Origin of the sequence: Shewanella sp. (assembly GCF_047975355.1) — a bacterium.
In the GTDB taxonomy this organism is placed as follows: Bacteria; Pseudomonadota; Gammaproteobacteria; order Enterobacterales; family Shewanellaceae; genus Shewanella.
On sequence record NZ_JBKEDJ010000025.1, the window covers coordinates 72562 to 96348 of the forward strand.

Genomic DNA, 23787 nt, shown 5'->3' on the forward strand with positions numbered 1-23787 from the left:
ACGTCAAAGTTTAGGTATCTGTGAATGGATGTTAAAGCCTCCCTAGGCCAAGTAAAACAGTTGAAACTGAGCTCTTTCAAGGGCATAGGTACGCCAATGCTAGTGCTTGCGGCATTGGCCATGATTGTGTTACCTATCCCGCCGTTTCTACTCGACGTTTTATTCTCCTTTAACATTGCCTTGGCTTTGATTGTTCTTTTGGTTGCGATTTATACCGATAGACCCTTAGATTTTGCTGCCTTTCCGACTGTCTTATTAGTTGCGACACTGCTGCGACTCGCGCTTAACGTGGCGTCGACCCGTGTTGTTTTACTCGAAGGTCATAACGGCGGCGATGCAGCGGGTAAGGTGATTGAGGCCTTCGGCTCCGTGGTGATTGGCGGTAACTATGCTGTCGGTTTAGTCGTATTTATCATTTTGATTATTATCAACTTTGCTGTTGTCACAAAAGGTGCTGGCCGTATTGCCGAGGTGAGTGCTCGTTTTACCTTAGATGCGATGCCCGGTAAGCAAATGGCCATCGATGCCGACTTAAATGCTGGCATTATTAATCAGGATCAAGCCAGAACCAGACGCGCCGAGGTGACCCGCGAAGCCGACTTCTATGGCGCAATGGACGGTGCGTCTAAGTTTGTAAAAGGCGATGCTATTGCTGGTATTATGATCTTGGTGATCAACATTCTCGGTGGGTTTATTATCGGGATTGTGCAGCACGGTTTGACATTCTCCCAAGCCGTTGAAATTTATACGCTGTTAACCATTGGTGATGGTCTCGTCGCGCAAATTCCAGGTCTTTTACTATCAATCGCAGCGGCATTGATGGTGACTCGTCAAAATGAGTCTGGCGATATGGGCCAGATGTTGATGAGTCAGATGTTTGACAGTCATAAATCCTTAGGGATTGCTGCCGGCGTACTCTTTGTGATGGGTATTGTACCTGGTATGCCGCATATGGCGTTTTTAAGCTTTGCCGTGATTACTGGCGGCGCGGCTTATTTTGTATTCAAGCGTAATGAAGCCAAACGTGCTAAAGCCCTAGAGCAAGTCAAAACGGGCCCAGCAGAAAGAGCCGAAAGAGAGCCTAAGGAACTTAGCTGGGACGATGTGCACCATGTTGATACTATCGGTCTGGAAGTGGGTTACCGTTTGATCCCCTTGGTTGATAAGGGCCAAGGTGGTGAATTACTGAGCCGGATCAAAGGGGTGCGTAAAAAACTTTCTCAAGAACTGGGCTTCTTGGTGCCAGCCGTGCATATCCGCGACAACCTAGATCTTTCACCTAATGCTTACCGTATCTCGTTAATGGGAGTCGTTGTAGGTGAGGCGGATATTCGCCATGACTGCGAACTTGCCATCAACCCAGGCCAAGTTTACGGTAAGCTCGATGGTATCGAGACGCGTGACCCTGCCTTTGGTCTCGAAGCTGTGTGGATTGCCCCAGAGCTACGTGAACATGCACAAACCTTAGGCTATACCGTAGTAGATGCTGCGACAGTGGTGGCAACCCATATCAGCCAAATATTGACGAATAACGCGGCGAAACTCTTAGGCTACGAAGAAGTGCAACAACTGATGGATATGCTTGCTAAACATTCGCCTAAGTTGGTGGATGGCTTTATTCCTGATGTGATGCCGCTCGGAAATGTCGTAAAAGTGATGCAAAACCTATTAAATGAAGGAGTTTCTGTCAGAGACTTGCGTACCATAGTGCAAACTTTGTTAGAATACGGCACTAAGAGTAACGATACTGAAGTGTTAACGGCGGCGGTGCGTATCGCATTGAAGCGCATGATAGTTCAAGAGATCTCAGGTCCTGAGCTTGAAATACCCGTCATAACTTTGGCGCCAGAGTTGGAACAGATGTTGCATCAGTCGATGCAGGCAACCGGTGGCGATGGTCCAAATATCGAACCCGGTCTTGCAGAGCGTATGCAGCAATCCTTAGCGGATGCCGCTCAAAAGCAAGAAATGGTTGGTCAGCCCGCTATTTTGCTAACGTCAGGTATGTTACGTGCGACACTGTCTCGCTTTGTTAAATATACTATTCCTAATCTCAGAGTGATTTCTTACCAAGAAATCCCCGATGAAAAGCAAATACGCATAGTGTCTGCCGTCGGCCAGTAGAGGACGCATAAGTGAAGATTAAACGTTTTTTTGCCAAAGACATGCGTGCTGCACTGGCCCAAGTGAAGGACACGCTCGGCTCCGATGCCGTGATTATGTCTAATAAAAAAGTGAATGGCGGCATTGAGATTGTGGCCGCCGTTGACTACGACGAGCCCAAAGCGAAGGCACCTGCTGCCGCTCCTACCTTTATGGATGTGAGTGATGACTTAGTGTCGCTCGGTGCTAAAGCGCCGATTCGTGCTGAAACTAAGTTAAAACCCTCGGCGCCAGCGGACTCTCTCCAAGCCTTGCTCGAGAAGCAACAAAGCCGTTTAAACCAACAACTCACCCATCAACAGCAAGACGCCGAACTGCCTGCGTGGGCACAAGCACTACAGGCACCCACGGCGCCAAAAGCTGAGCGCCGTGATATGGGAAATGCCTTCGATAAGAAGCCGCAGGTATCACAGAAGCAAAATGCGGATCTCGAAGCGATGCGTGATGAGTTAGCATCCTTACGCAATTTACTCACTCATCAAGTGTCTGCGCTGATGACTGAACATAAAAAACGCATCGACCCAGTCGGTGCGATGCTGGAATCAAAGCTGCTTGAGGCCGAGTTTTCTCCAGCGGTGGCGAACAAATTAGCGGCGCTCAGTCAACACTATACCCCTGCAGAATTAGTGCGAGCCTTGCCGCAAAGTCTCGCCAATATGCTTGATAATCAAGGTGATGATATTGTTAAGCAAGGTGGAGTTGTGGCGCTGGTTGGCCCAACTGGAGTCGGTAAAACCACTTCCTTAGCCAAATTAGCCGCCCGCTTTGCTGCCCACCATGGTGCAGACCAAGTGGCTTTGATTACTACAGATCATTATCGTATTGGCGCCTATGAGCAATTGGCCACCTATGGCAAAATTATGGGTTGCCCAGTCAAGCAAGCCCATGACCTTGCTGAGCTAGAGCAAATTCTGTATCAGTTCAGAAATCGCAAGCTAGTATTGATAGATACCGCGGGTATGGGTCAACGAGATATGCGGCTTTACCAGCAACTTGATAATTTAACTGCAAATAGCAGAATACCTATCCGCAGTTATCTGGTACTGTCTGCCACAGGACAGCGCCGCGTGCTGCAAGATGCTGTAAATCACTTTAAACGCATTCCCTTATCTGGTGTTGTACTCACCAAACTCGATGAATCCGTGTCTTTAGCGGGCGCATTAAGTGTGTTGATCCAAAGTGGGTTGCCATTAAGTTATGTTACGGATGGGCAGCGAGTGCCCGAAGATATGAAAGTCGCCGATACTTTACTGCTCGCTGAGCAGGCATTAGCGGCCTTAGAAAACACTGAAGAACAATCGTTACCAGACACAGCGTGGTCAGATAATATGACCTGTGCATTTGAGTAGAGTTATGACCCTGGATCAAGCAAGTGGTTTACGTATGATGAATCAACCCTATAACGAAAAAGTGAAAGTAATCGCGGTTACGGGTGGTAAAGGTGGCGTGGGTAAAACCAGTGTGTCCATCAATACCGCAGTAGCATTAGCCGAAAAGGGCAAGCGTGTCTTAGTGCTTGATGCCGACTTAGGCTTGGCAAACGTCGATGTCATGTTAGGGATCCGTGCTGAACGTAACCTTTCCCATGTACTCTCAGGCGATGCTGAGCTGGATGATATTATTGTCCGTGGTCCTAAGGGTATAGGCATTGTCCCCGCGACCTCGGGTACTCAAGGCATGGTAGAGTTGAGCCCTGCACAACATGCAGGTTTAATTCGTGCGTTCAGTGAGATGCGTACCCAGTTTGATATTCTCATCGTGGATACAGCCGCGGGGATTTCTGACATGGTACTCAGTTTCTCCCGCGCGTCACAGGATGTACTGGTTGTTGTTTGTGACGAGCCGACATCCATTACCGACGCTTATGCATTAATCAAAATTCTTAGCCGTGAACATGGTGTTTTCCGCTTTAAAATTGTTGCTAATATGGTGCGCAGTTTACGCGAAGGTATGGAATTGTTTGCTAAACTCAGTAAAGTGACCGACAGATTCTTAGACGTGGCACTTGAACTGGTTGCGACCATTCCATTTGATGAAAACCTTCGCAAATCAGTGCGTAAACAAAAGTTAGTAGTTGAGGCTTATCCTAAGTCTCCAGCTGCGATAGCGTACCATGGCCTAGCGAATAAGATCATGAGCTGGCCAGTGCCACAGCAACCTGGTGGGCATTTGGAGTTTTTCGTTGAGCGCTTAGTTCAGCGACCAGATTTTCAAGAGGAAAAAACGAGTGAATAAAGCCGCAGCGTATACTTGTTTAGACAGTAAAACGTCAATCGTTGAACAGTATGCACCGTTGGTTAAAAGAATTGCACATCACTTGCTCGCCAGATTACCTGCCTCAGTGCAGCTCGATGACTTGCTTCAAGCGGGGATGATGGGGTTATTAGAAGCCTCATCCAAGTTTGATGGTGGCAAAGGTGCAAAGTTTGAAACCTTCGCCGGCATACGGATCCGTGGCGCCATGTTGGATGAGATCCGTCGTGGCGATTGGGTTCCCCGTTCCGTTCATCGTAATAACCGTCGAGTTGCTCAAGCCATTGATGAGTTAGAGCAAGTATTGGGTCGTGATGCACGCGACACAGAAATTGCAGAAAAACTTGATATGACGCTCGATGAGTACCATCATATTCTTAACGATGTTTCTGTTGGTAAAATCATAGGGATAGAAGACTTAGGCGTATCACAGGATATACTCACTTCGAGCGATAATGTGAGTGATGGTACATTTGAAGCATTAGCAGAAACCCAGTTTCATTCAGCACTAGTAGAGGCGATAAAATTATTGCCCGAAAGAGATGCGCTAGTGCTATCGTTATACTACGATGAAGCATTGAATTTAAAAGAAATTGGCGCCATTCTTGAGGTGAGCGAATCGCGAGTTAGCCAGATATTAAGTCAGGCAATGTTGCGACTCAAAGGCAAACTCAAGCATTGGACATAAGTATAATTATTTATTGAGCACAGAATGTCAGCTCACCGGAGGAAACCTTGGACAAGAATATGAAGATTCTCATCGTTGATGACTTTTCGACAATGAGACGTATCATCAAGAACTTGTTGCGAGACTTGGGATTTAACAATACCCAAGAAGCAGACGACGGCTCAACCGCGCTGCCTATGTTACAGAAGGGCGACTTTGATTTTGTCGTGACAGACTGGAATATGCCAGGTATGCAGGGTATTGATTTGCTTAAGGCTATTAGAGCCGATGATTCCCTAAAGCATTTACCCGTGCTCATGGTTACCGCTGAAGCAAAACGTGAACAAATTATTGCTGCCGCACAAGCTGGAGTGAATGGCTATGTGGTTAAACCTTTTACCGCAGCAACACTAAAAGAGAAGTTAGATAAAATATTTGAACGACTCGCTTAAGCAGGGATGAGCTATGAAGTCACAAACATCAGGGCTCATTACGCTCGAGAAGGCTCAGCGTTTAGTTGAATTATTAAGCGCGAATGAACAAGCTCAAGCAGATGATTTATTTAGGGAACTCGCGGCTCCACTCCAAAGGGAGCTCTTTGATGAAGTTGGTAAACTGACGAGACAACTTCATAGCGCATTAATGGATTTCCAAGTTGACAATCGTTTGGTTGAACTAGCAAATACCGAAATTCCCGATGCTAAGGAACGGCTAAGTTATGTCATCGACATGACAGAGCAAGCTGCGAATAAAACCATGGATGCGGTTGAGGAATGCTTGCCGCTCGCAAATGCATTAACGGCGAATATTCAGCAAGTGATGCCATCTTGGGATAAGTTGATGCGGCGTGAAATCGCCCTGAGCGATTTTAAAGTGCTTTGCCACAATGTACAGCATTTGATGTCACGTAGTGAATTGGATTCCAACCGCTTACGCGAATTGCTCAACCAAATTTTGATGGCGCAGGATTTTCAGGACCTGACTGGACAGATGATCCGGCGGGTGATCGATCTAGTGATGGAAGTTGAAAGTAATCTGGTGTCTATGCTGACAGTATTCGGTGAGCAACCCATGATTGAGAGTCAGATTACTCAGAAAAATAATATTGAAGCTGAAGGACCGATAATGAATGCCGAGCTTCGTCAAGATGTCGTTACCGGTCAAGACGAAGTCGATGATCTGCTATCGAGTCTGGGTTTCTAACTGGGAGTCAATTTGATGGCCTTTGATGTAGATGAAGAGATACTCCAGGACTTTTTAATTGAAGCGGGTGAAATTCTTGAGTTGCTACAAGAGCAACTCGTCGCGCTTGAAAACAATCCTGATGATACTAACTTGCTAAATGCCATTTTCAGGGGGTTTCATACCGTAAAGGGCGGCGCAGGTTTCCTTAGTCTTACTCCCATGGTGGATGTTTGCCACGAGGCAGAAAACACCTTCGATTTATTACGCACAGGCAAGCGCAGTGTCTCTGCCGAGTTAATGGACATCATTCTTCAGGCTGTCGATGCGATTAACACTATGTTTGCTCAAACCCAACAAGGTGAGCAACAAGATCCCGCAGACCCTGCATTACTCGCTAAATTAAAAATGCTGAGCTCTGGTGAGCCGTTACCTTCCGAATCAGGTCAAAGTAGCGCAGAAATTGAATCTCTGCCTGAACCAGAACCTGAACCTATTATCGAACCTGTCGTTGAAGTTACTGCCGTAGAAGAAATGCCGGTTGAAAAATCAGAGCTCTCAGATTCAAGCATTGATGAAATCGATGAGGCTGAGTTTGAGGCCTTGCTCGATGCGCTTCATGGTGCAGGAAAAGGTCCAGGCGTTTCGGCGCCTCAAGTTGATGCTGCGCCAGCAGTGCAGAATGTCAGCAAGCCTCAAGCGACAGTTGGTGCCAGTGATGATATCACCGATGATGAATTTGAAGCGCTGCTCGATGAGCTGCACGGCTCTGGTAAGTTTAAAGGGAAAGTTGAAGCGCCCGCCAAGCCTAAGGCTGAAGCGGTTGTAACGCCAGCATCTGCGGCAGCTCCGGTCGATTCCGACGAAATCACCGAAGATGAGTTCGAGCGTCTACTCGATGAGTTACATGGCAAAGGCGGCGCGCCAGCAAAAGCCGTAGCTAAAGTCGAACCTGCGAAAGTAAGCCCAAGTGCAGCTACACCTTCTGCGCCAGCAGCTCCCAAAGCAAGTGCTGCCGCACCAGCAACGCCTCCTGTTGTTAAAGCCAAAACAGACGTAGCTGTTGCTGAAAAAGTGCCAGCAAAAGCGGCCGCAGCAGCTTCAGCCAATGTGCCTCAGGGTGAGACCACCGTTCGTGTCGATACCGCTCGGCTCGACCAAATCATGAACATGGTCGGCGAATTAGTGTTAGTCCGTAACCGCTTATTGAGTTTAGGCATTAGTCGTGATGACGAAGAAATGTCTAAAGCATTGGCGAATTTAGATTTGGTCACGGCTGATTTGCAGGGTGCGGTCATGAAAACGCGCATGCAGCCAATCAAAAAAGTGTTTGGTCGTTTCCCTCGGGTTGTACGTGATTTAGCCCGTACACTGAATAAAGAAATCGATTTAGTCCTCGTAGGTGAAGAGACCGATCTAGATAAAAACTTAGTTGAGGCGCTGGCGGATCCGTTAGTGCACTTAGTGCGTAACTCAGTAGACCATGGCATTGAAATGCCAAATGATCGTGAGGCTAGTGGCAAGCCAAGAACGGGCACTATTACTCTGTCTGCAAGCCAAGAGGGTGACCATATCCTGCTGAAAATCGAAGACGATGGCGCAGGTATGGATCCTGAAAAGTTAAAGCAAATTGCCATCAAGCGTGGGGTACTCGATGAGGATACCGCGGCGCGGATGACAGACAGTGAAGCTTATAACCTGATTTTTGCGCCAGGCTTCTCGACAAAAGTGGAAATTTCAGATATTTCCGGCCGTGGTGTGGGGATGGACGTGGTGAAAACCCGTATTACCCAGCTTAACGGAACCGTACATATCGACTCGATGAAAGGCAAGGGCACCATACTTGAGATCAAAGTGCCGCTGACCTTGGCGATTATGCCGACCTTAATGGTGGACGTTGCTAAGCAGGTGTTTGCGTTGCCTTTATCCAGCGTGAATGAGATTTTCCATCTCGACCTCACCAAGACCAATATTGTCGATGGGCAGCTTACGGTTATAGTCCGCAACAAGGCGGTACCGCTTTTCTATCTCGAACAGTGGTTACATCGCAATCGAACCAGTTTTAAACATGGCGACAAAAAGCATGGTCATGTGGTGATTGTACAGCTGGGAATGATGCAAATTGGTTTTGTTGTCGATGCTTTAATTGGACAAGAAGAAGTGGTCATTAAACCCCTTGGTGCATTGTTGCATGGCACGCCTGGCATGGCGGGGGCGACAATCACTTCCGACGGTGGAATTGCGCTCATCTTGGATGTCCCTGGATTGTTAAAGCATTATGCGAAAAATAAAAGTTAGTTTCCAATAAGGAATGGAATGGCCATTAAAGTATTAGTCGTTGATGACTCGAGTTTTTTTAGACGACGTGTTAGTGAAATAGTCAATCAAGATCCTGAACTGGAAGTGATCGCAACGGCCTCTAACGGGGCCGAAGCGGTGAAGATGGCTGCCGAGCTTAATCCGCAAGTCATTACAATGGACATTGAAATGCCGGTAATGGATGGTATTACAGCTGTCCGTGAGATCATGGCCAAGTGTCCGACGCCTATTTTGATGTTTTCTTCATTGACCCATGATGGTGCCAAGGCCACTCTTGATGCCCTAGATGCGGGTGCTCTTGATTTTCTACCTAAGCGCTTTGAAGATATTGCGACTAATAAAGATGACGCCATTCTGCTATTGCAGCAAAGAGTTAAGGCTTTAGGTCGTCGCCGGATTTTCCGTCCTGTGGTGCGTCCTACCGCACCAACGCCGCCATCTCGTTCGAGCGCGAGTTCAGTATTAGGTGGCGCATCAACACATGTGCAACCTGCACCTGCGCCGGTTCGCTCTTCACCTGCTGTGTCTATTCGTCCAAGTGGTAAACAATATAAGTTATTGTTGATAGGCACATCGACGGGCGGGCCTGTTGCTTTGCAAAAGATTTTAACTCAGTTCCCAGCAAATTATCCGCACCCTATTTTACTTATCCAGCACATGCCAGCGGCCTTTACACCTGCCTTTGCGAATCGTTTAAATGGTTTGTGTAAGATTGAAGTCAAAGAAGCGGCTAATGGTGATGTATTGCGTCCAGGATGCGCGTATTTAGCGCCCGGTGGGATGCAAATGATGGTTGAGCGTACGGGTGTCACGGGCCGTGTCAAAGTCTTGGCAGGTAGCGCGGAGATGAACTACAAGCCCTGCGTCGATATCACCTTTGCTTCTGCTTCAAAAGCGTTTGGTGGTGATGTGTTGGCTGTGGTGTTGACGGGTATGGGGGCCGATGGCCGCGAAGGTGCGCGTATGCTGAAATCTGCGGGCGCGACCATTTGGGCACAGGATGAAGCGAGCTGCGTGGTCTATGGTATGCCGCAGGCGGTGGCAAGTGCCGGTATCGCTACTCAGTCTATTTCGCTGGATAACATGGCTGAGTCGATTTTAAAAGAGTCTGCGCGTGGCTAAGTCCAAGACACAGATAAGCACCAATATTTTGCTTATCATTGTGTTAATGGCGATAGCCATACTGTGTCTAGCGGCTTTAAGTTTCGATTATCATCGAAAAATCATTGCATTACGCGATGATGTAAAGCGATTAGAATCGACACAGGTTTTGCTTATGGTACCGGATGAACAAGCACAAGCGATAGCAACTTGGTTAGCTTCCCATCCGGATCAAACCAAAGCAATGTTAAAGCTGGCTTCACCCGGAGAGCAAAAGGCGGTGACCTTAGGCCCCGAGACTTTCTCGGCACCCGAAACGAAAATTCCGCCAACGCTTGAGAAACCGGCTGATGATAAACAGTCGCAGCAACAAACCGCCGTTGACCCTGTGCCTGAATCATTGCGCCCAGAGACCTCATCCGTCCTATCGACGGCAGCGAAATCTCAACCGAATAATGTACCTGTGGTTATTTCAGAAAACGCCGATGGGGTGAAGGTCATTAGTCTACCTAACGGTGGCATAAGAGTGACCACAAGGGAAGGCGAGTAATGTTTGTGTTACGCAAACCTGCATGATGAATAGCAGAAAATCAACATTTAAGAGGTCAGTTCTTTGAAAGTCTGGACCATTGCGAATCAAAAAGGTGGGGTTGGAAAAACCACTTCAGTAGCCAGTTTAGCGGGGGCTCTCGCTAAACGGGGTAAACGTGTACTGATGATTGACACCGATCCCCATGCATCGCTTGGTTATTATCTTGGCATTGACTCTGAAGAGGTTCCCGGTTCGTTGTTTGATGTGTTTGTGGCGCATAAGAGTCTGACGACGGACTTAGTGAAGTCCCACATAGTACCCACCTTAGTCGATGGTTTAGATTTGCTGCCCGCCACTATGGCATTGGCAACCCTCGATAGAGCCTTAGGGCACCAAGAAGGCATGGGGCTAGTGCTTCGTAACTTACTGGCGCTCGTCGCCGATGATTACGATGTGGCGATTGTGGATTGTCCTCCCGTGTTAGGGGTGTTGATGGTGAACGCGCTTGCAGCTAGTCAACACATAGTGATCCCTGTGCAAACCGAGTTTTTAGCCATAAAAGGGCTGGAGCGTATGGTAAAAACCATGGAGATCATGGGACGTTCTAAGAAAACTCGTTACAGCTATACTGTAGTGCCTACTATGTACGATAAACGCACTAAGGCATCACCAGCGGCTTTACAGGTGCTGAGTGAACAATATGGCGATAGCCTTTGGCGAGATGTGATCCCCGTTGATACTAAGTTTAGAGATGCCAGTTTGGCACATTTACCCGCTTCTCATTATGCAAGCGGCAGTCGTGGCGTGAAAGCTTACGAGCGATTATTAGATTTTCTTTTAGCTGGGGAGTTTGGCCATGTCAAAATCGGTTGATGAAACTGTTTTTGATTTTTTTGAATTATTGCTGCATGAAGAAGACAGCAAGGCTGTTGCTTCCCCAAATAAACCTCAAAACGAGGCTGCGGTCCCGTTGGTTGGGAAAAAAAATGAAGCACAATTACTCGATGATGCCATTTTAGCCGAGCGTAGTCTGGCTAAGGCCCATGCGGGCGTAACCATTGCCGCTGAAGTTCAGTCGCTGAAGGCAAAGCCTGCCAGCAGTGTGCCTCATCTTGAGGAGCCAACGCCTTTAGTCAATAAACAGGCTTTGGAAAAACTCCTTGCACCGGTATTAAAAACGGTTGCGGTTGAGGACAAGCCTGCGGAGGTATTTACCGAAGTTTCATCTGAAGTGGTTCAAGTTCAGGAAGATGCTCATGAGGAGAGTACTCCGTCTCGCGCTGCGCCACTTGAGCAGCCATCGGCAGTGGTAGATAGCGAGATTGTCATTGAGACAACACCCGAGACTCAGGTTGGCTTTGCTCCTCCGAGTATCACAAAAGACCTGCAAGAAGTACTCGATGATGAGTTTCAAGTACTATTCTTTAAGGTGGCAGGGTTGACCTTAGCCGTGCCGTTAGTGAGTCTTGGCGGGATCGTTAAGGTTGAGCGGATTAATCATATTATTGGGCGTCCTTCGTGGTTTTTAGGGGTGCAAACCCATAGGGAAGAGCAGTTAAATCTTGTTGATACTTGTGCTTGGGTCATGCCAGAAAAATACACGGATAAACTGGCGCAATCGGTAAATTATCAATATCTTGTATTATTAGAAGGCAGTAATTGGGGATTAGCTTGTGAGTCTCTCGTTAATGCAGTAAAAATTAATAAATCGCAAGTAAACTGGCGCAGCAAAGCGGGGAAACGTCCTTGGTTAGCTGGTGTAGTGAAAGAACAAATGTGTGGCATTTTGCACGTACAAGCCTTAGTTGAAATGCTTGATGCGGGTTTAGGCTGTCAGGACTCCATTGGTTGAGGTAAACATGAAAGATACAAGAAATGTCGCGGCCGTGGCTGCAAGTAAAGATGATGCAGTATTACAATGGGTTACCTTTAAGTTAGACAACGAAACTTATGGTATCAATGTGATGCAGGTGCAAGAGGTGTTGCGTTACACCGAGATTGCCCCTGTGCCTGGCGCACCTCATTACGTATTAGGGATCATTAACCTCCGCGGCAATGTGGTGACCGTTATCGATACTCGCTCACGTTTTGGCCTGCAATCGGCGGAAGTGGATGATTCGACCCGTATTGTGATCATCGAAGCAGAAAAACAAGTGATTGGTATTTTAGTGGATAGTGTGGCTGAAGTGGTTTATCTGCGCCGTTCTGAAATTGATAATGCGCCGAATGTCGGTACCGAAGAAAGCGCCAAGTTTATCCAAGGCGTCAGTAATCGCGATAATGAGCTACTGATCCTCGTTGATTTAGACAAGTTATTATCCGATGAAGAATGGGCTGAGTTAAATCAACTCTAGGCTTCCAGCATGAAACGACAGATTAACTAATCTGTCGTCTTTCTTTTCATGATGCAAATGGTGCATTTTGCCATTGATTAATCATTAAGATTACCGTTTGATGAGCCTTTGCATTGTGGATTTCAGTTTATTGTGATGCGTAAGGATGATTAATGGGCGATGAATTTTTAATCGCAGCCTTAGTTTATGTGATTGCGTGTTTAGGATTAGTCCTTTATCTCCAAAAACAATTGAGTAAGTTGCGCAGTAAAGTTGAAGCGTTAACCGTACTAGTCAAAGAAGGCGATCGCCAACGTGAGTCTTTTAAACGTGAATTGCAGGAGCTTCGCAGCGGCACTATTGGCATGGGACGGCGTGTTATCGAGCTTGAGAAGCGCTTACATCAACAATCCGAGCGTATCGAAGAGTCGACTCAGCAGGATCCTCAAGCCAAACTCTATACCCGTGCGATGAAGATGGTCGCACTAGGTGCGGGAGTGGACGAACTCATTAAAGAGTGTGAGCTGCCTAAAGCCGAGGCAGAACTGTTAATCCGTTTGCATCGGAAATAGGCAGACAAAGTCGGCTCGCCCTTATTTTAGGCTTTCTCTACAATTTTCTTGTGCATGTTATTCCACTGCTCAGGAAATTTGCCATCCAACATGTACACAAACGCAATCAGTTCTGCGATCAGCAGATAAAGTTCTTTCGGAATTTCCTCACCTAATTCGAGTAATCTCAAAAAATTGCTAAGGTGAGGATCTTGATGGATATAAACGCCAGACGCTTTTGCTAGCGCAATGATTTCATCTGCAACGAGTCCTTCCCCCGATGCCACAACTTTAGGGGCATGTTTTCCATCGTAGCTTAAGGCGACGGCTTGCTGAGTTTTAGGTTCTTCATCCATCATTCGTTCTCAATTCTATGCGCTTGTTTTTACTAAAAAATGATCGCCAGGCAGTAGGGTAGCAGGCACTTGGGCAATTTGAGTGGAAAGCTCCCCAGGAGTAAAGCCTAGCTGGGATATTTTTTGGCCCAGTGGCACTAAGAAGTTATCGACGCGATTGAGTAATTGCTGACTATTACCTTTAAATTGAATATCTAACACTTGCTGATGAAAGCGTGCCGAAATCAGCAGCGGTCCCTGTGCAAGATTAAACTTCAACTGCAAATGCCAACCTATATACTTTTGCTGTTCATCGTCATTGGCATCTCGTTCAAATTTCCCCTCAAGCTGCTCATGTCGCTGGTTGATCCCATAGGGCAGAGCAAAATACCACGCCAGATTGCCGTTGTTCTCGCCGCTGGCTTGCTGGTAGAGGTGTAAACTTGAAGCCAATTGCCCCATGCTTTCAAGTCCTCCGGCTTTACTCAATTGTCCAAGCAGATTGCTCGACAGGCCCGTTTTGGCCTGTAGTTGCTCTAAATAATCTGCCAGTTTTTGACTAACGGTATTGTTTGTATTATTGGCTCTGAACCCCAGTAATAATTGAAATAGCGAGGTAATCGCATTGGCATTGATCAAAACTGTGGCTTGATTAAGTTGTGGAGCGGCAAGGTTCAAGGCTGAAAGCCCAAACATAGTGTCTCTAAGCTCTCCCGGGTCGCTCAATTGCCCTAATGTTGGTGGGCCCAAATGTGGTAAATGCTTTAATAGCTCAGCCGCAAGATTGGTACCACCACGCGTTAGCATTTGTTCTAACGGTAGTGCGCCAGCTTTGGTAAAGGCTTTTTGTAATACCTCATTGACACTGAGTGTCGTTTCGCTGGCTTTGTTGGTTTTCTCCGTTAATTGTGCCTCAGCAGCCAGAGGTTTGAAATTTAAGGGGAGTTCATTACTGGTCAAGACCGATTTTGCCAAGGTGGTTGATGCCGCCTCTGATTTCATCGCATTCGCCGATAGCGTTGCCGATGCAGTGTTACGGATATTCTCATCGCGAGTTGGCTGAGTGTTGGAAGTGGTATTTTTAGCCTCAGTGAGATTTATCTCCAAAGAGGAGGCTTTTTGTTGAGTCTTTACCGTCCCAGGGGATTGAATTTCGGGATTTAACTTTTGATTAACAGCAGTCAGCTTAGGTTCAGTATTTTCTTGTAGACTGGTTTGAACACTAAGCGCCGATGCACTGACTTTGTTGGTTGGATTATCTGTTACTAAAAAGGGCGTTGTCCCCGTAGCCGCTTTGTTCTCAGTTAGCACTTGTGCTTGAATGCTTGGTTTTGGTGTATTTGATAATTCAGCTTGAGGTGTGAGCCCCTCAAGTTTGCGTAAAAATGTGGCAATTATCTGAACAGGTTCAGTTTTAGTGAGCACCAGATTGGCGGCTTGCTTATCAATAATGGGAAGTTGAGTTTCATTTATTGGCGCGCCAATTTGGATTTCGAGTTTGCTCAGTATTGGGGTCAAGACTAGAATAGGTCGGCCTTGAGAGAGGCTGATATTCGCTTGGAATTCACCTGCGCTGAGTCTAGTACCTGGATCCTGTGGCACCACAGTCCCGTTAGCAAATTGAAATTCTTTCGTTGTAACAGTGACATTGGGTAGCGGATACCCTTGCGGCCTCGCTGCTAGTGTATAGAGCTTTTCCAAGGGTATGCCATTTTGCTGCGCCAGTTGTGCAATTGCGTCCGGCAATTTTAGCGTCAGAGTTGAGCCTAGGGTCAATAATTGCGCGTTAGGTACAGTTCCATTGGCATTGGTTTGTGGAACGATTTGATTCACTAAAAAACTACTTGCCACAATCAAGGCTTGTCTTTGCTGTGCATTAACAAGCTTTAAATTAAATTCTGTACCGTTTAGAATAATACTATCGCCTTCGGGAGAAACCTGTACCTCAGCAGGAATTGGCCGCGGAGTCGCGCTGGTGGCATCGTTTGATGTCCCTGAAGTGATTAATTGCGCATTGGCGGTGTTAATAAGTGGAATCGACTCCATGTGAGGCCCTTGTTGGTGTATCTAACGGCACGCTATTTTGAAAAATTAACAATTGACCAAAATGTTTTGCCAAGTATGCTTATGCGCTTTGTAAAAACAACGACAGTTTCTCTGTCATACTAGAGTATGCCACTCAGATGAATGATCTTTTATCGTCACTTGTCCTTGGTCACTTTAGCAAAACTCGATATCTAAGCAGTACATTTATTTAAGAGAGCAATATGAAGTTGAAATGGCTAGGGGTACTTTTAGGATTTGCACTACTGCCTAAGGTGTATGGGGCAGAGACGACAGTGCCCGATACTACTCCAAAGGATACGGCTTCAGCAGTAAAGATTACTTACGATGATCCTCGAGATCCCCTTGAGGGATTTAACCGTGCAATGTGGGACTTTAACTATCTGTATTTAGATAGATATATTTATCGCCCTATTGCCCATGGATATAACGATTATCTGCCATTGCCCGCAAAAACGGGGATAAATAACTTCGTACAGAATTTGGAGGAGCCCAGCAGCCTCGTTAACAATGCTTTACAGGGTAAATGGGGCTGGGCGGCCAATGCTGGCGGACGTTTTACGGTGAATACGACAATCGGCTTGCTCGGGGTGTTCGATGTGGCTGATATGATGGGGATGCCACGTAAGCAAGATGAGTTTAACGAAGTTTTAGGTTACTACGGTGTGCCGAATGGGCCGTATTTTATGGCACCCTTTGCCGGTCCCTATGTAGTGCGAGAACTCGCATCGGATTGGGTTGATGGTCTATACTTCCCATTATCTGAGCTAACAGTGTGGCAATCCATTGTTAAATGGGGACTTAAAAGTCTCCATGCGAGAGCGTCAGCGATTGACCAAGAAAGGCTTGTTGATAATGCGCTCGATCCCTATACCTTCGTGAAAGATGCGTACTTACAACACATGGACTATAAAGTCTATGATGGTAATGTTCCTCAAAAACAAGAAGATGATGAGTTGCTCGATCAGTACATGCAGGAACTTGAGTAAGCTTATGCGCTGTACTTGGCTGTAAAACCTTTTTGCAACCAAGCCCTTGCCGTATATTGAATGATTCTTCCGATGTCATGATTGAGTTATTGCTATCGCAATAAATGTTATTCGGGAATCTTTATGGCGTTAAATGATGTTTCTATTCTTTTAGTCGAAGACGACCCCGTCTTTAGGCAAATCGTCGCCACTTTTTTAAGTGGCCGCGGTGCCGAAGTGGTGCAGGCCTGTGATGGTGAGCAGGGACTGTCATTTTTTAAGCAACAACGTTTCGATATTATCCTTGCCGATCTCAGTATGCCAAAGCTCGGTGGCCTCGATATGCTCAAAGAAATGAGTAAATTAGAGCCTCTGGTGCCTTCAATTGTGATTTCGGGTAATAACGTGATGGCGGATGTGGTAGAAGCCCTGCGCGTTGGAGCCTGCGATTATCTCGTTAAACCAGTTCCAGATTTGTTTATCATTGAACAAGCGATTAAACAGGGTTTACAACGTAACCATTCGGACAACGTGACTCAAGCCGAGTTTGATGCTTTATCGAATCAAGAACTCAAGGACAACTTGGTTCTGTTAGAACAAAGCGTTGAAGCGGCAAAGCAAGTTCAGCAGCAACTTTTTCCTGCCTCTAACATTAGCTATCCTATGGCAAAAGTGGATTACAGTTTGTTTAAGAGTAGTGATATCAGCAGCTACTTTATTGATTCCACTATGGTGGGCAGTGATTACCTTATCATGTACATGGCCCATCTCTATCCTGAAGACAATCGAGCGGCTTTTGCCTGTGTGCTGCTGCGCAGCTTTGTTAACCAAAAGCTCAAAAGTTATCGTAGTGGTCAAAGCAAGACCATTATCGAGCCATTTAATATGCTAAGTTATTTGAATGAACGTTTAGTCAAATCTGGTCTCGATATTACTGTGGATATTATTTACGTTGCTATCGAATTAACTCGTTACCGCGCTGCGATTGCCCAATCTGGAAAGGGACTGAGATGTTATTTGCGTAATGATGAGGGGTTAAGCCCACTAGCGCTTTCAGATAGTTTGCAATTAGGTATGTTAGATTGGGGTAAACCCAGTATTCAGTTTCGGACCATACTGCCGCAGGAGCAGCTCTGTATTGCCACAAGTGAACCCGAACATAAGCAGCAGCTATTAGAAAACCAATTCAAAGGGCTCGTTTATGATCCGCAGCTTCCTGCGGGTGGTTTTATGCAATTGAGCTCATAAAATCAAATTGTTTATGGTGGGGGCAAATACATCACGACGAATGTCGATATTTGCGAGGGTTGATACTCTGCTTTTTATTGAGATAAATTCTATCTCTTCGTTAACCATTTCAAACCGCTAATAAAAAACGCTGCCAAGGGCAGCGTTTTTTATTGACTCAATGTGAAGCTAATTAGCGTTTAATCGCTTCGTGCTCACCGGTGACGGCAATCTCATCTTCCAAAGCTTCGGCTTCAGACTGGTGTTTGCTCTCGGCACCGTGCATCCAGTCGACTAACTTGTCTGCCATAAAGTATAAGATTACGCCAGAAAGCGCAGCGGTAATGGCGATACCGGAAAAAATGGCCATCGCATTGGCAAGCTGTTCTTCTTTTTCGCCACCATGACCGATGAATGAACCAACCACGCCACCAATTTTGTTAGCAGCAGCAACGAAGAGGAACCAAGCTCCCATCATTAATGAAGCAATACGTAGTGGGGCTAACTTAGTCACCATAGATAAACCGATAGGTGATAAGCAAAGTTCACCCATGGTATGGAAGAAATAAGCACCCACTAACCACCACATGCTCGATTTAGCTGAAGCATCACCGCCCATTTCAACCACGGCACCGATCATAAATAAGAAGCCAATGGCTAATAGAACTAGGCCTAAAGCAAACTTAACAGGTGAGTTGGGTTCATTCTTACCTAGACGTACCCATATAGAGGCAACGACAGGTGCAAAAATCACGATAAACATTGCGTTTAATGATTGGAACCAAGTGGTTGGTACTTCCCAAGTGCCGATCATGCGGTCGGTAAAGTCGTTAGTGAACAGGTTCATCAGGCCGCCAGCTTGCTCAAAGCCTGCCCAGAAGATGATAGTAAATAGACCCATTACCATGATGACTTTAATGCGGTCACGTTCAACTTTGGTGAGAGGTTCTTTACGTACTTCGCCTTTTTCAGCAGCTTTTTCACGCTCAAGTTTAGCTGCTGGAGTTCTGCCAATGTTACCGAGTAATTTTTGTGCGAACACAAGCTGAATGATTAACGACAGGATCATACCAATACCCGCACAGATAAAGCCGGCTTGGAAGTTGCCATCATAAGCTGCGACAACAGAACCTACGATAATGCCCGATAGGAAAGCACCAACGTTGATACCCATGTAGAAAATGGTGAAAGCACCGTCACGGCGATGATCGCCTTCTTCGTACAGATCGCCCACCATAGTGGAAATATTGGGTTTAAAGAGGCCGTTACCTAGGATTAAGGTACCTAAGCCCACATAGAAGACTTCGGTTTCCATACCTGGAACCCAAGCATGAGGAGTACCCAGGATAAATTGACCTGCGGCCATTAATGTACCGCCAATCATAATGGCGCGGCGTTGGCCTAAAAAGGTGTCAGCTAACCAACCACCAAGTAAAGGTGTTAAGTAAACAAGGCCTGTAAATGTTCCATAGAGTGAAATCGCATCGGCTTGCGACCACCCTAAACCGTGCCCCCCTTCACTCTGAACTTTATCGACTAAATACAGCACCAGAATGGCGCGCATTGCATAATAACTAAAACGTTCCCAAAGTTCGGTTGTAAAAAGTAGGAATAGGCCCTTGGGATGACCAAGCATCGTCCCTTGTGGTTTTGCTACGCTCATGAAGTGTCCACCTTAAGCTCGTGATTGCCTGTGGCGCCCCTGTAACAGGATGATGTCACCACAGAAAAATGGTTATTGCTCTTCTCATTTATCCGCTAAGAATTCATTGATTAACCCAAGCTTTAAGGCAAGAGTAACTTGTTGAATTACGACGGCTTACGTATGAGTTATTGTTACGTTTTTATAATAAAAGTAATATTTTTAGCGTGAAATTGAATAATTTCGCTAAAATCCCATCTTATATACCCTTTAAAAGTAACTAAAGTCAATTTTGGCTTGCTAACTGGTGAGATTATCTGCAACTTAGCGCAAACGCCGATTAATGCTGATTTTACTAATATATCCAGTCTTGCTCAGATACCGTGCGATAAGCCTAATAGAGTCAAAAAACTGCTTCCATCCATCTTCACTACTTTGCTATGATTGCCAGCCGTGAATGGACGTCACTTAACATAGGGTAGTGAGATTAGTAGATGAAGGCATGGTACCTTTTGTATTGTAAACCTCGTAGTGAAGCGAGGGCACAACAGAACTTAGCACTTCAAAATTTAGAAACATACTTGCCTATGGTTTCTGAAGAAAAATCTCAACGCGGGCAGAAACGGATCTGTCGCGTACCTTTATTCCCTAATTATCTGTTCATCAATTTCGACCCAAGCCAAACAAGTGTTAAGCAGGTCAACTCTACTCGTGGTGTTAGCCGTATCGTCAATTGTCAGGAAAAAATGACACCTATAGACGATCGAATTATCCACGCCATTCGCATGAAAGAATTAACGCCTTCCCAATCTGTTTTAGACACTCCGTTAGAGCTAAAGACAGGGGAGAAAATTCGTTTTAAAGACGGCCCGTTTGCAGACTTAGAAGCTATTTTTCAAGAGAAATGCCCAAACAAACGTTGCCACGTTTTATTTAATATTATGGGACAGATCAATATGTTAACTGTGCCAGAACAGTCTGTAGAACGAGTGTAAGTTGTGAACTATTTTACTATGTTGATTAAGACTTTAGCTTAGAGTTGTGTAAGACATTTGCTATAAGCAGAGTTATTTCATTTCAAGTAACATAGAGCTTGAAATTAAAAATATATAATTTTCAGTGTTTTATGTTTGTTTGTGTGTTGAGGTGGTATCACAAAACTAAATTTGCACCATTAAAAGTTAAACATAATTTGTGTGCACACTTTTTGAACAAACGACGTAGTGGTTTGGCTGTACAATTTTTGCGGCTGATTTAAGTTGTGTGTAACAAAAGTTTTACTTGTTTTTTACGCTGTGGCATATGAGGCTCGCGGGCTTAAATTGCCAGCAGGGCTTAGGTCTTTTGAAGATGGTAGCCAAACTAAAGATGGTCAACTGATAAGTTTGGGACCACAGGGGCCACAGAACGCTAACAATTAAAAACAGCAAGTGACAAATGCTAAGGTTTTGAAAAATTAGAATATTCGCAGCGCGAAGGGCAATATAGAGGCCGCAATCTATGGGCGGTAGCGTGTCTGAAAGAAAAGAAGGACATTGCTTTTCAACTGTTCGGATCGGGCGCAGCAAAGAGAACTGCTCTAGGACGCCACTACGGTGGCGCTAGAATCTAGAAGGAGCGTAGCGACGCTCTGCTTTATCATTGTTTTTCATCTTTAAACCCAATCGGAGATATCTGGTGTTACAACAACTTAAAAAATACATCAAGGCGGCCCCTCGAGTCGCGATATTCGCAAGCATGAGTGCTGCAATATTGATGGGCGCTCAGGCGCAAGCCGTTACGCCCTCTCCGCAGATGATTGAACAATTCAAACAATTACCCAAAGCAGAACAACAGCGCTTAGCGAGACAGTACGGAATTGATCCCAGTATGATTTCTGGTAGTCAAGCTCAGCCGCAGATAGCAAATCCGCAGGTTGTTTCCGAGCGTGACATGCAACCTGAGCGCATCAATGCGGCAAGTGATAAGAAAGAAAAAGCGGAATTAGATTTTTCTGCGGATTCTTCCAACTTTAAACTACGTCGCTTTGGCTATGAAATGTTTGCAGGTGAGCCTAGCACCTTTGCGCCAGTATCTGATGTGCCAGTCCCTGGGGAATATCTTGTCGGTCCAGGCGATAACATCAAAGTACAGCTTTATGGGAAAGAGAATAAAGAATACGACTTAGTAATTAATCGCGAAGGAGTCATTCAATTCCCCGAATTAGGGCCCATTCCTGTAAATGGGTTAACGTTCTCTGAGTTAAGAGAAACGCTGGGGCAGCGTATTCAACAACAAATGATTGGTATTGAGTCCAATATCACCATGGGGGAATTGCGCTCTATTCGTATTTTTGTAGCGGGTGATGCTTACAAACCTGGTTCATATACGGTTTCTAGTTTATCGACTATCACCCAAGCGTTATTTGTTGCTGGTGGTGTTAACGAAATTGGCTCATTACGGAATGTACAACTTAAACGTAATGGTAAACTTGTCGGTACATTAGACTTATATGATCTGCTGTTAAAAGGGGATGCATCGGGCGACCTGCGCTTACGTTCTGGAGATGTTGTCTTTATTCCTTCAATTGGTGGCCTTGTTAGCGTCTCTGGTGAAGTAAGACGTCCAGCTATTTATGAGTTAAAAAACAACGAAACCATGGCTGATGTTATTGCCATGGCAGCGGGTTTAAATCCTGGTGCCTATCCTAAAAGCAGTTCGGTTGAGCGTTACAACAGTAAATCGCTAAAAACAGTCATCAATGTCGACCTTACTAGCGAACTGGGCAAAATGACATTAGCCAAAGCGGGTGATGTTATTCGTGTTAAAAACGCTTCTGAACAGTTTGAAAGCGCCGTGACCGTAGTCGGTGCTGTCGTACGTCCTGGTAAATATCAATGGTTTTCCGGACAAAAAGTCAGTGATGTTTTTCCCTCAATTTGGGGGGATTTAGCCATTTCTGCTGATTTAGATTATGCCTTAGTAGTTCGTGAAGTGAACCAATATGGTGATATTGAAGTTCGTCAGTTTTCACCGGGTAAAGCTATTAACGACAAAAATAGTGACCAAGATATCGCTTTAAATCCCCGTGATAAAATCATTATTTTTAATTTTTCTGACGATGTACAAAATCGTTTCGAGCTGAATAAGTTAGTTAAACAGCGCGTAGAGAAGGTGACCTCTTTAAACACGAATTCTCTGATCAGTTCTGATTTATTCAAAGCGGGGTTTGTTCAGCTTGATAAAAGTAGATTAACTCAGCGTACGCAGTTGGCTGGAGTGGTTGTTACTGATAAAACTGAGTCAGAAGATGTGGCTGTGGTTAAAGGTGTCGTCAACAAAATGTTGGCAAACTTATTTGATGATACAGAGTTACTCAAACTCAGTAATCAAATGGCTCGCCAAGAATTACTCTATCCGGTCATGGTTAAGCTTAATAACCAGGGCCGAGCAGGAGCTGGGATTCAGGTTGTAGGGATTGATGGTCAGGTACGTTTACCCGGTCTGTACCCATTAACCGCAGGTGCAAGAGTCAATGATTTAGTTGTTGCTGCTGGCGGCTTAAAAGAAGGTGCTTACACAACTAGAGCCGAATTAACATCAACGGTAGTTGATAATTCAGGTTCTAAAACTGAGCATAAAAATATTGACCTTGCTTTAGCACTGCAAAATAACTCAAGTGCCAATTTATTGTTATCTGGCAGAGATATTCTTACTGTGATGACAACGCCAGATTGGCAAGAGACCAAAGTGGTTGAGGTCAGAGGCGAGGTTAAATTCCCTGGCCGTTACAATATTCGCCGTGGTGAAACCTTAAGTGACTTAATCACCCGTGTGGGTGGCTTTACCGAATATGCGGCATTATCTTCAGCAGTCTTTGTTCGTGAGTCTGTGCGCCAACAAGAGCAGATTGAAATCAAAAAGCTGGCGGACCAACTGCGTCGTGATATAGCTACCCGCGGCATTTCAAAGGATGGCACGGTAGTTAATTATGCTGATGCACAATTAATGCTAACCGACCTTGAAAATATTAAAGCGGTTGGCCGTTTAGTAGTGGATTTACCCGCAATTTCACTTGGTATTACTCAGGCTGATTTGCAGTTAGAAGATGCAGACATTTTATATGTCCCTTCAACTAAGCAAACAATTGCTGTGATGGGCGAAGTCCAACATCCTGCCACCCATAGATTTAAAGAAGGTTTAACAATCGACCAGTACCTAGCTATGTCTGGCGGCGCGAGAGAACGTGCTGATGAGGGAAGAACCTATGTTATTCAGGCTAATGGTTCAGTTCTAATGCCTTCGCGTTCAAGCTGGTTCAGCGGTGGTGAGCAATTGCAACCTGGTGATACTGTGATTGTTCCACTAGATACTGAGTACAAAGATAACTTGACGCTCTGGTCACAAGTGACTGGCATTATCTATAACACCGCAGTTGCTATCTCAGCCATCTCTGGGCTGTAGAAATAAT

The 23787-nt window shown here is 45.6% G+C and carries 20 protein-coding genes; 17 read left to right on the plus strand and 3 right to left on the minus strand.

Annotation, left to right across the window (positions count from 1 at the left end; all coding sequences use genetic code 11):
- Positions 1-24: 24 nt before the first annotated feature.
- The 13 genes from flhA to ACK5NH_RS08840 all read left to right on the plus strand — a co-directional run bounded on the left by flhA (position 25) and on the right by ACK5NH_RS08840 (position 13122).
- Positions 25-2124, plus strand: a complete 2100-nt coding sequence (gene flhA, locus ACK5NH_RS08780) for a flagellar biosynthesis protein FlhA (protein ID WP_416919282.1) — start codon at positions 25-27, stop codon at positions 2122-2124.
- 11 nt (positions 2125-2135) lie between these two features.
- Entirely contained in the window at positions 2136-3512 is a 1377-nt protein-coding gene (gene flhF / locus ACK5NH_RS08785) for a flagellar biosynthesis protein FlhF (RefSeq protein WP_416919284.1), read from the plus strand.
- Between the two features lie 4 nt (positions 3513-3516).
- Complete coding sequence (locus ACK5NH_RS08790; RefSeq protein ID WP_011622085.1) at positions 3517-4398, plus strand: MinD/ParA family protein; 882 nt, start codon at positions 3517-3519, stop codon at positions 4396-4398.
- Positions 4391-5104, plus strand: a complete 714-nt coding sequence (locus ACK5NH_RS08795) for an RNA polymerase sigma factor FliA (protein ID WP_109286381.1) — start codon at positions 4391-4393, stop codon at positions 5102-5104. The genes ACK5NH_RS08790 and ACK5NH_RS08795 overlap by 8 nt, the downstream gene beginning before the upstream one ends.
- A gap of 47 nt (positions 5105-5151) precedes the next feature.
- Positions 5152-5535, plus strand: a complete 384-nt coding sequence (gene cheY, locus ACK5NH_RS08800; protein WP_007649667.1) for a chemotaxis response regulator CheY — start codon at positions 5152-5154, stop codon at positions 5533-5535.
- Between the two features lie 13 nt (positions 5536-5548).
- Positions 5549-6286 (plus strand): protein phosphatase CheZ, encoded by a 738-nt coding sequence (locus tag ACK5NH_RS08805; protein ID WP_416919287.1) that lies wholly within the window; start codon positions 5549-5551, stop codon positions 6284-6286.
- Positions 6287-6301: 15 nt separating this feature from the next.
- Entirely contained in the window at positions 6302-8563 is a 2262-nt protein-coding gene (locus ACK5NH_RS08810) for a chemotaxis protein CheA (protein WP_416919289.1), read from the plus strand.
- Positions 8564-8581: 18 nt separating this feature from the next.
- The gene (locus tag ACK5NH_RS08815; protein ID WP_416919291.1) at positions 8582-9706 is read left to right on the plus strand and encodes a protein-glutamate methylesterase/protein-glutamine glutaminase; all 1125 of its coding nucleotides are present in this window, start codon (positions 8582-8584) and stop codon (positions 9704-9706) included.
- Between the two features lie 13 nt (positions 9707-9719).
- Positions 9720-10235, plus strand: a complete 516-nt coding sequence (locus ACK5NH_RS08820) for a membrane anchored protein in chemotaxis locus (RefSeq protein ID WP_416919408.1) — start codon at positions 9720-9722, stop codon at positions 10233-10235.
- A 63-nt stretch (positions 10236-10298) separates the two neighbouring features.
- Positions 10299-11090, plus strand: coding sequence for a ParA family protein (locus ACK5NH_RS08825; RefSeq protein WP_220057691.1), 792 nt, complete (start codon positions 10299-10301; stop codon positions 11088-11090).
- A complete protein-coding gene (locus tag ACK5NH_RS08830; RefSeq protein WP_416919293.1) occupies positions 11074-12069 on the plus strand; it encodes a chemotaxis protein CheW in 996 nt (331 codons plus the stop codon). Before ACK5NH_RS08825 ends, ACK5NH_RS08830 begins: the two co-directional genes overlap by 17 nt.
- A gap of 7 nt (positions 12070-12076) precedes the next feature.
- Positions 12077-12571: a chemotaxis protein CheW gene (locus tag ACK5NH_RS08835; RefSeq protein WP_011073088.1), complete on the plus strand. Its 495-nt coding sequence runs from the start codon at positions 12077-12079 to the stop codon at positions 12569-12571.
- Between the two features lie 152 nt (positions 12572-12723).
- Entirely contained in the window at positions 12724-13122 is a 399-nt protein-coding gene (locus tag ACK5NH_RS08840; protein ID WP_011622093.1) for a DUF2802 domain-containing protein, read from the plus strand.
- Positions 13123-13148: 26 nt separating this feature from the next.
- Here the strand turns inward: ACK5NH_RS08840 and ACK5NH_RS08845 are convergent, their stop codons facing one another.
- Both ACK5NH_RS08845 and ACK5NH_RS08850 read right to left on the minus strand, forming a co-directional pair.
- The gene (locus ACK5NH_RS08845; protein ID WP_011625705.1) at positions 13149-13460 is read right to left on the minus strand and encodes an EscU/YscU/HrcU family type III secretion system export apparatus switch protein; all 312 of its coding nucleotides are present in this window, start codon (positions 13458-13460) and stop codon (positions 13149-13151) included.
- Between the two features lie 12 nt (positions 13461-13472).
- Positions 13473-15482 (minus strand): flagellar hook-length control protein FliK, encoded by a 2010-nt coding sequence (locus ACK5NH_RS08850; RefSeq protein ID WP_416919296.1) that lies wholly within the window; start codon positions 15480-15482, stop codon positions 13473-13475.
- A gap of 221 nt (positions 15483-15703) precedes the next feature.
- Here ACK5NH_RS08850 and ACK5NH_RS08855 point away from each other — a divergent pair, with 221 nt between their 5' ends.
- Together ACK5NH_RS08855 and ACK5NH_RS08860 are read left to right on the plus strand one after the other, a co-directional pair.
- On the plus strand, positions 15704-16489 hold the full coding sequence (locus ACK5NH_RS08855) for a VacJ family lipoprotein (RefSeq protein ID WP_416919298.1): 786 nt from the start codon (positions 15704-15706) through the stop codon (positions 16487-16489).
- Between the two features lie 123 nt (positions 16490-16612).
- Positions 16613-17716, plus strand: coding sequence for a response regulator (locus ACK5NH_RS08860; protein WP_416919300.1), 1104 nt, complete (start codon positions 16613-16615; stop codon positions 17714-17716).
- Between the two features lie 172 nt (positions 17717-17888).
- Here ACK5NH_RS08860 and ACK5NH_RS08865 read toward each other — a convergent pair whose 3' ends face one another.
- Entirely contained in the window at positions 17889-19358 is a 1470-nt protein-coding gene (locus ACK5NH_RS08865) for a peptide MFS transporter (protein WP_416919302.1), read from the minus strand.
- A gap of 473 nt (positions 19359-19831) precedes the next feature.
- On the opposite strand from ACK5NH_RS08865, the gene rfaH reads away from it, so the two are divergent.
- Together rfaH and ACK5NH_RS08875 are read left to right on the plus strand one after the other, a co-directional pair.
- Entirely contained in the window at positions 19832-20332 is a 501-nt protein-coding gene (gene rfaH, locus ACK5NH_RS08870; RefSeq protein WP_416919304.1) for a transcription/translation regulatory transformer protein RfaH, read from the plus strand.
- Positions 20333-21014: 682 nt separating this feature from the next.
- Complete coding sequence (locus ACK5NH_RS08875) at positions 21015-23780, plus strand: SLBB domain-containing protein (protein ID WP_416919305.1); 2766 nt, start codon at positions 21015-21017, stop codon at positions 23778-23780.
- The last annotated feature ends 7 nt before the right edge of the window (positions 23781-23787 follow it).

What these genes read in the sequence shown, in the direction of transcription:
- ACK5NH_RS08805 (WP_416919287.1), top strand. Translation starts at nt 5,549, where the DNA reads ATGAAGTCACAAACATCAGGGCTCATTACGCTCGAGAAGGCTCAGCGT.
- ACK5NH_RS08845 (WP_011625705.1), bottom strand. Translation starts at nt 13,460, where the DNA reads ATGATGGATGAAGAACCTAAAACTCAGCAAGCCGTCGCCTTAAGCTAC.
- rfaH (WP_416919304.1), top strand. Translation starts at nt 19,832, where the DNA reads ATGAAGGCATGGTACCTTTTGTATTGTAAACCTCGTAGTGAAGCGAGG.
- ACK5NH_RS08840 (WP_011622093.1), top strand. Translation starts at nt 12,724, where the DNA reads ATGGGCGATGAATTTTTAATCGCAGCCTTAGTTTATGTGATTGCGTGT.
- ACK5NH_RS08855 (WP_416919298.1), top strand. Translation starts at nt 15,704, where the DNA reads ATGAAGTTGAAATGGCTAGGGGTACTTTTAGGATTTGCACTACTGCCT.
- flhA (WP_416919282.1), top strand. Translation starts at nt 25, where the DNA reads ATGGATGTTAAAGCCTCCCTAGGCCAAGTAAAACAGTTGAAACTGAGC.
- ACK5NH_RS08865 (WP_416919302.1), bottom strand. Translation starts at nt 19,358, where the DNA reads ATGAGCGTAGCAAAACCACAAGGGACGATGCTTGGTCATCCCAAGGGC.
- ACK5NH_RS08860 (WP_416919300.1), top strand. Translation starts at nt 16,613, where the DNA reads ATGGCGTTAAATGATGTTTCTATTCTTTTAGTCGAAGACGACCCCGTC.
- ACK5NH_RS08815 (WP_416919291.1), top strand. Translation starts at nt 8,582, where the DNA reads ATGGCCATTAAAGTATTAGTCGTTGATGACTCGAGTTTTTTTAGACGA.
- ACK5NH_RS08830 (WP_416919293.1), top strand. Translation starts at nt 11,074, where the DNA reads ATGTCAAAATCGGTTGATGAAACTGTTTTTGATTTTTTTGAATTATTG.
- ACK5NH_RS08835 (WP_011073088.1), top strand. Translation starts at nt 12,077, where the DNA reads ATGAAAGATACAAGAAATGTCGCGGCCGTGGCTGCAAGTAAAGATGAT.
- ACK5NH_RS08810 (WP_416919289.1), top strand. Translation starts at nt 6,302, where the DNA reads ATGGCCTTTGATGTAGATGAAGAGATACTCCAGGACTTTTTAATTGAA.
- ACK5NH_RS08850 (WP_416919296.1), bottom strand. Translation starts at nt 15,482, where the DNA reads ATGGAGTCGATTCCACTTATTAACACCGCCAATGCGCAATTAATCACT.
- ACK5NH_RS08790 (WP_011622085.1), top strand. Translation starts at nt 3,517, where the DNA reads ATGACCCTGGATCAAGCAAGTGGTTTACGTATGATGAATCAACCCTAT.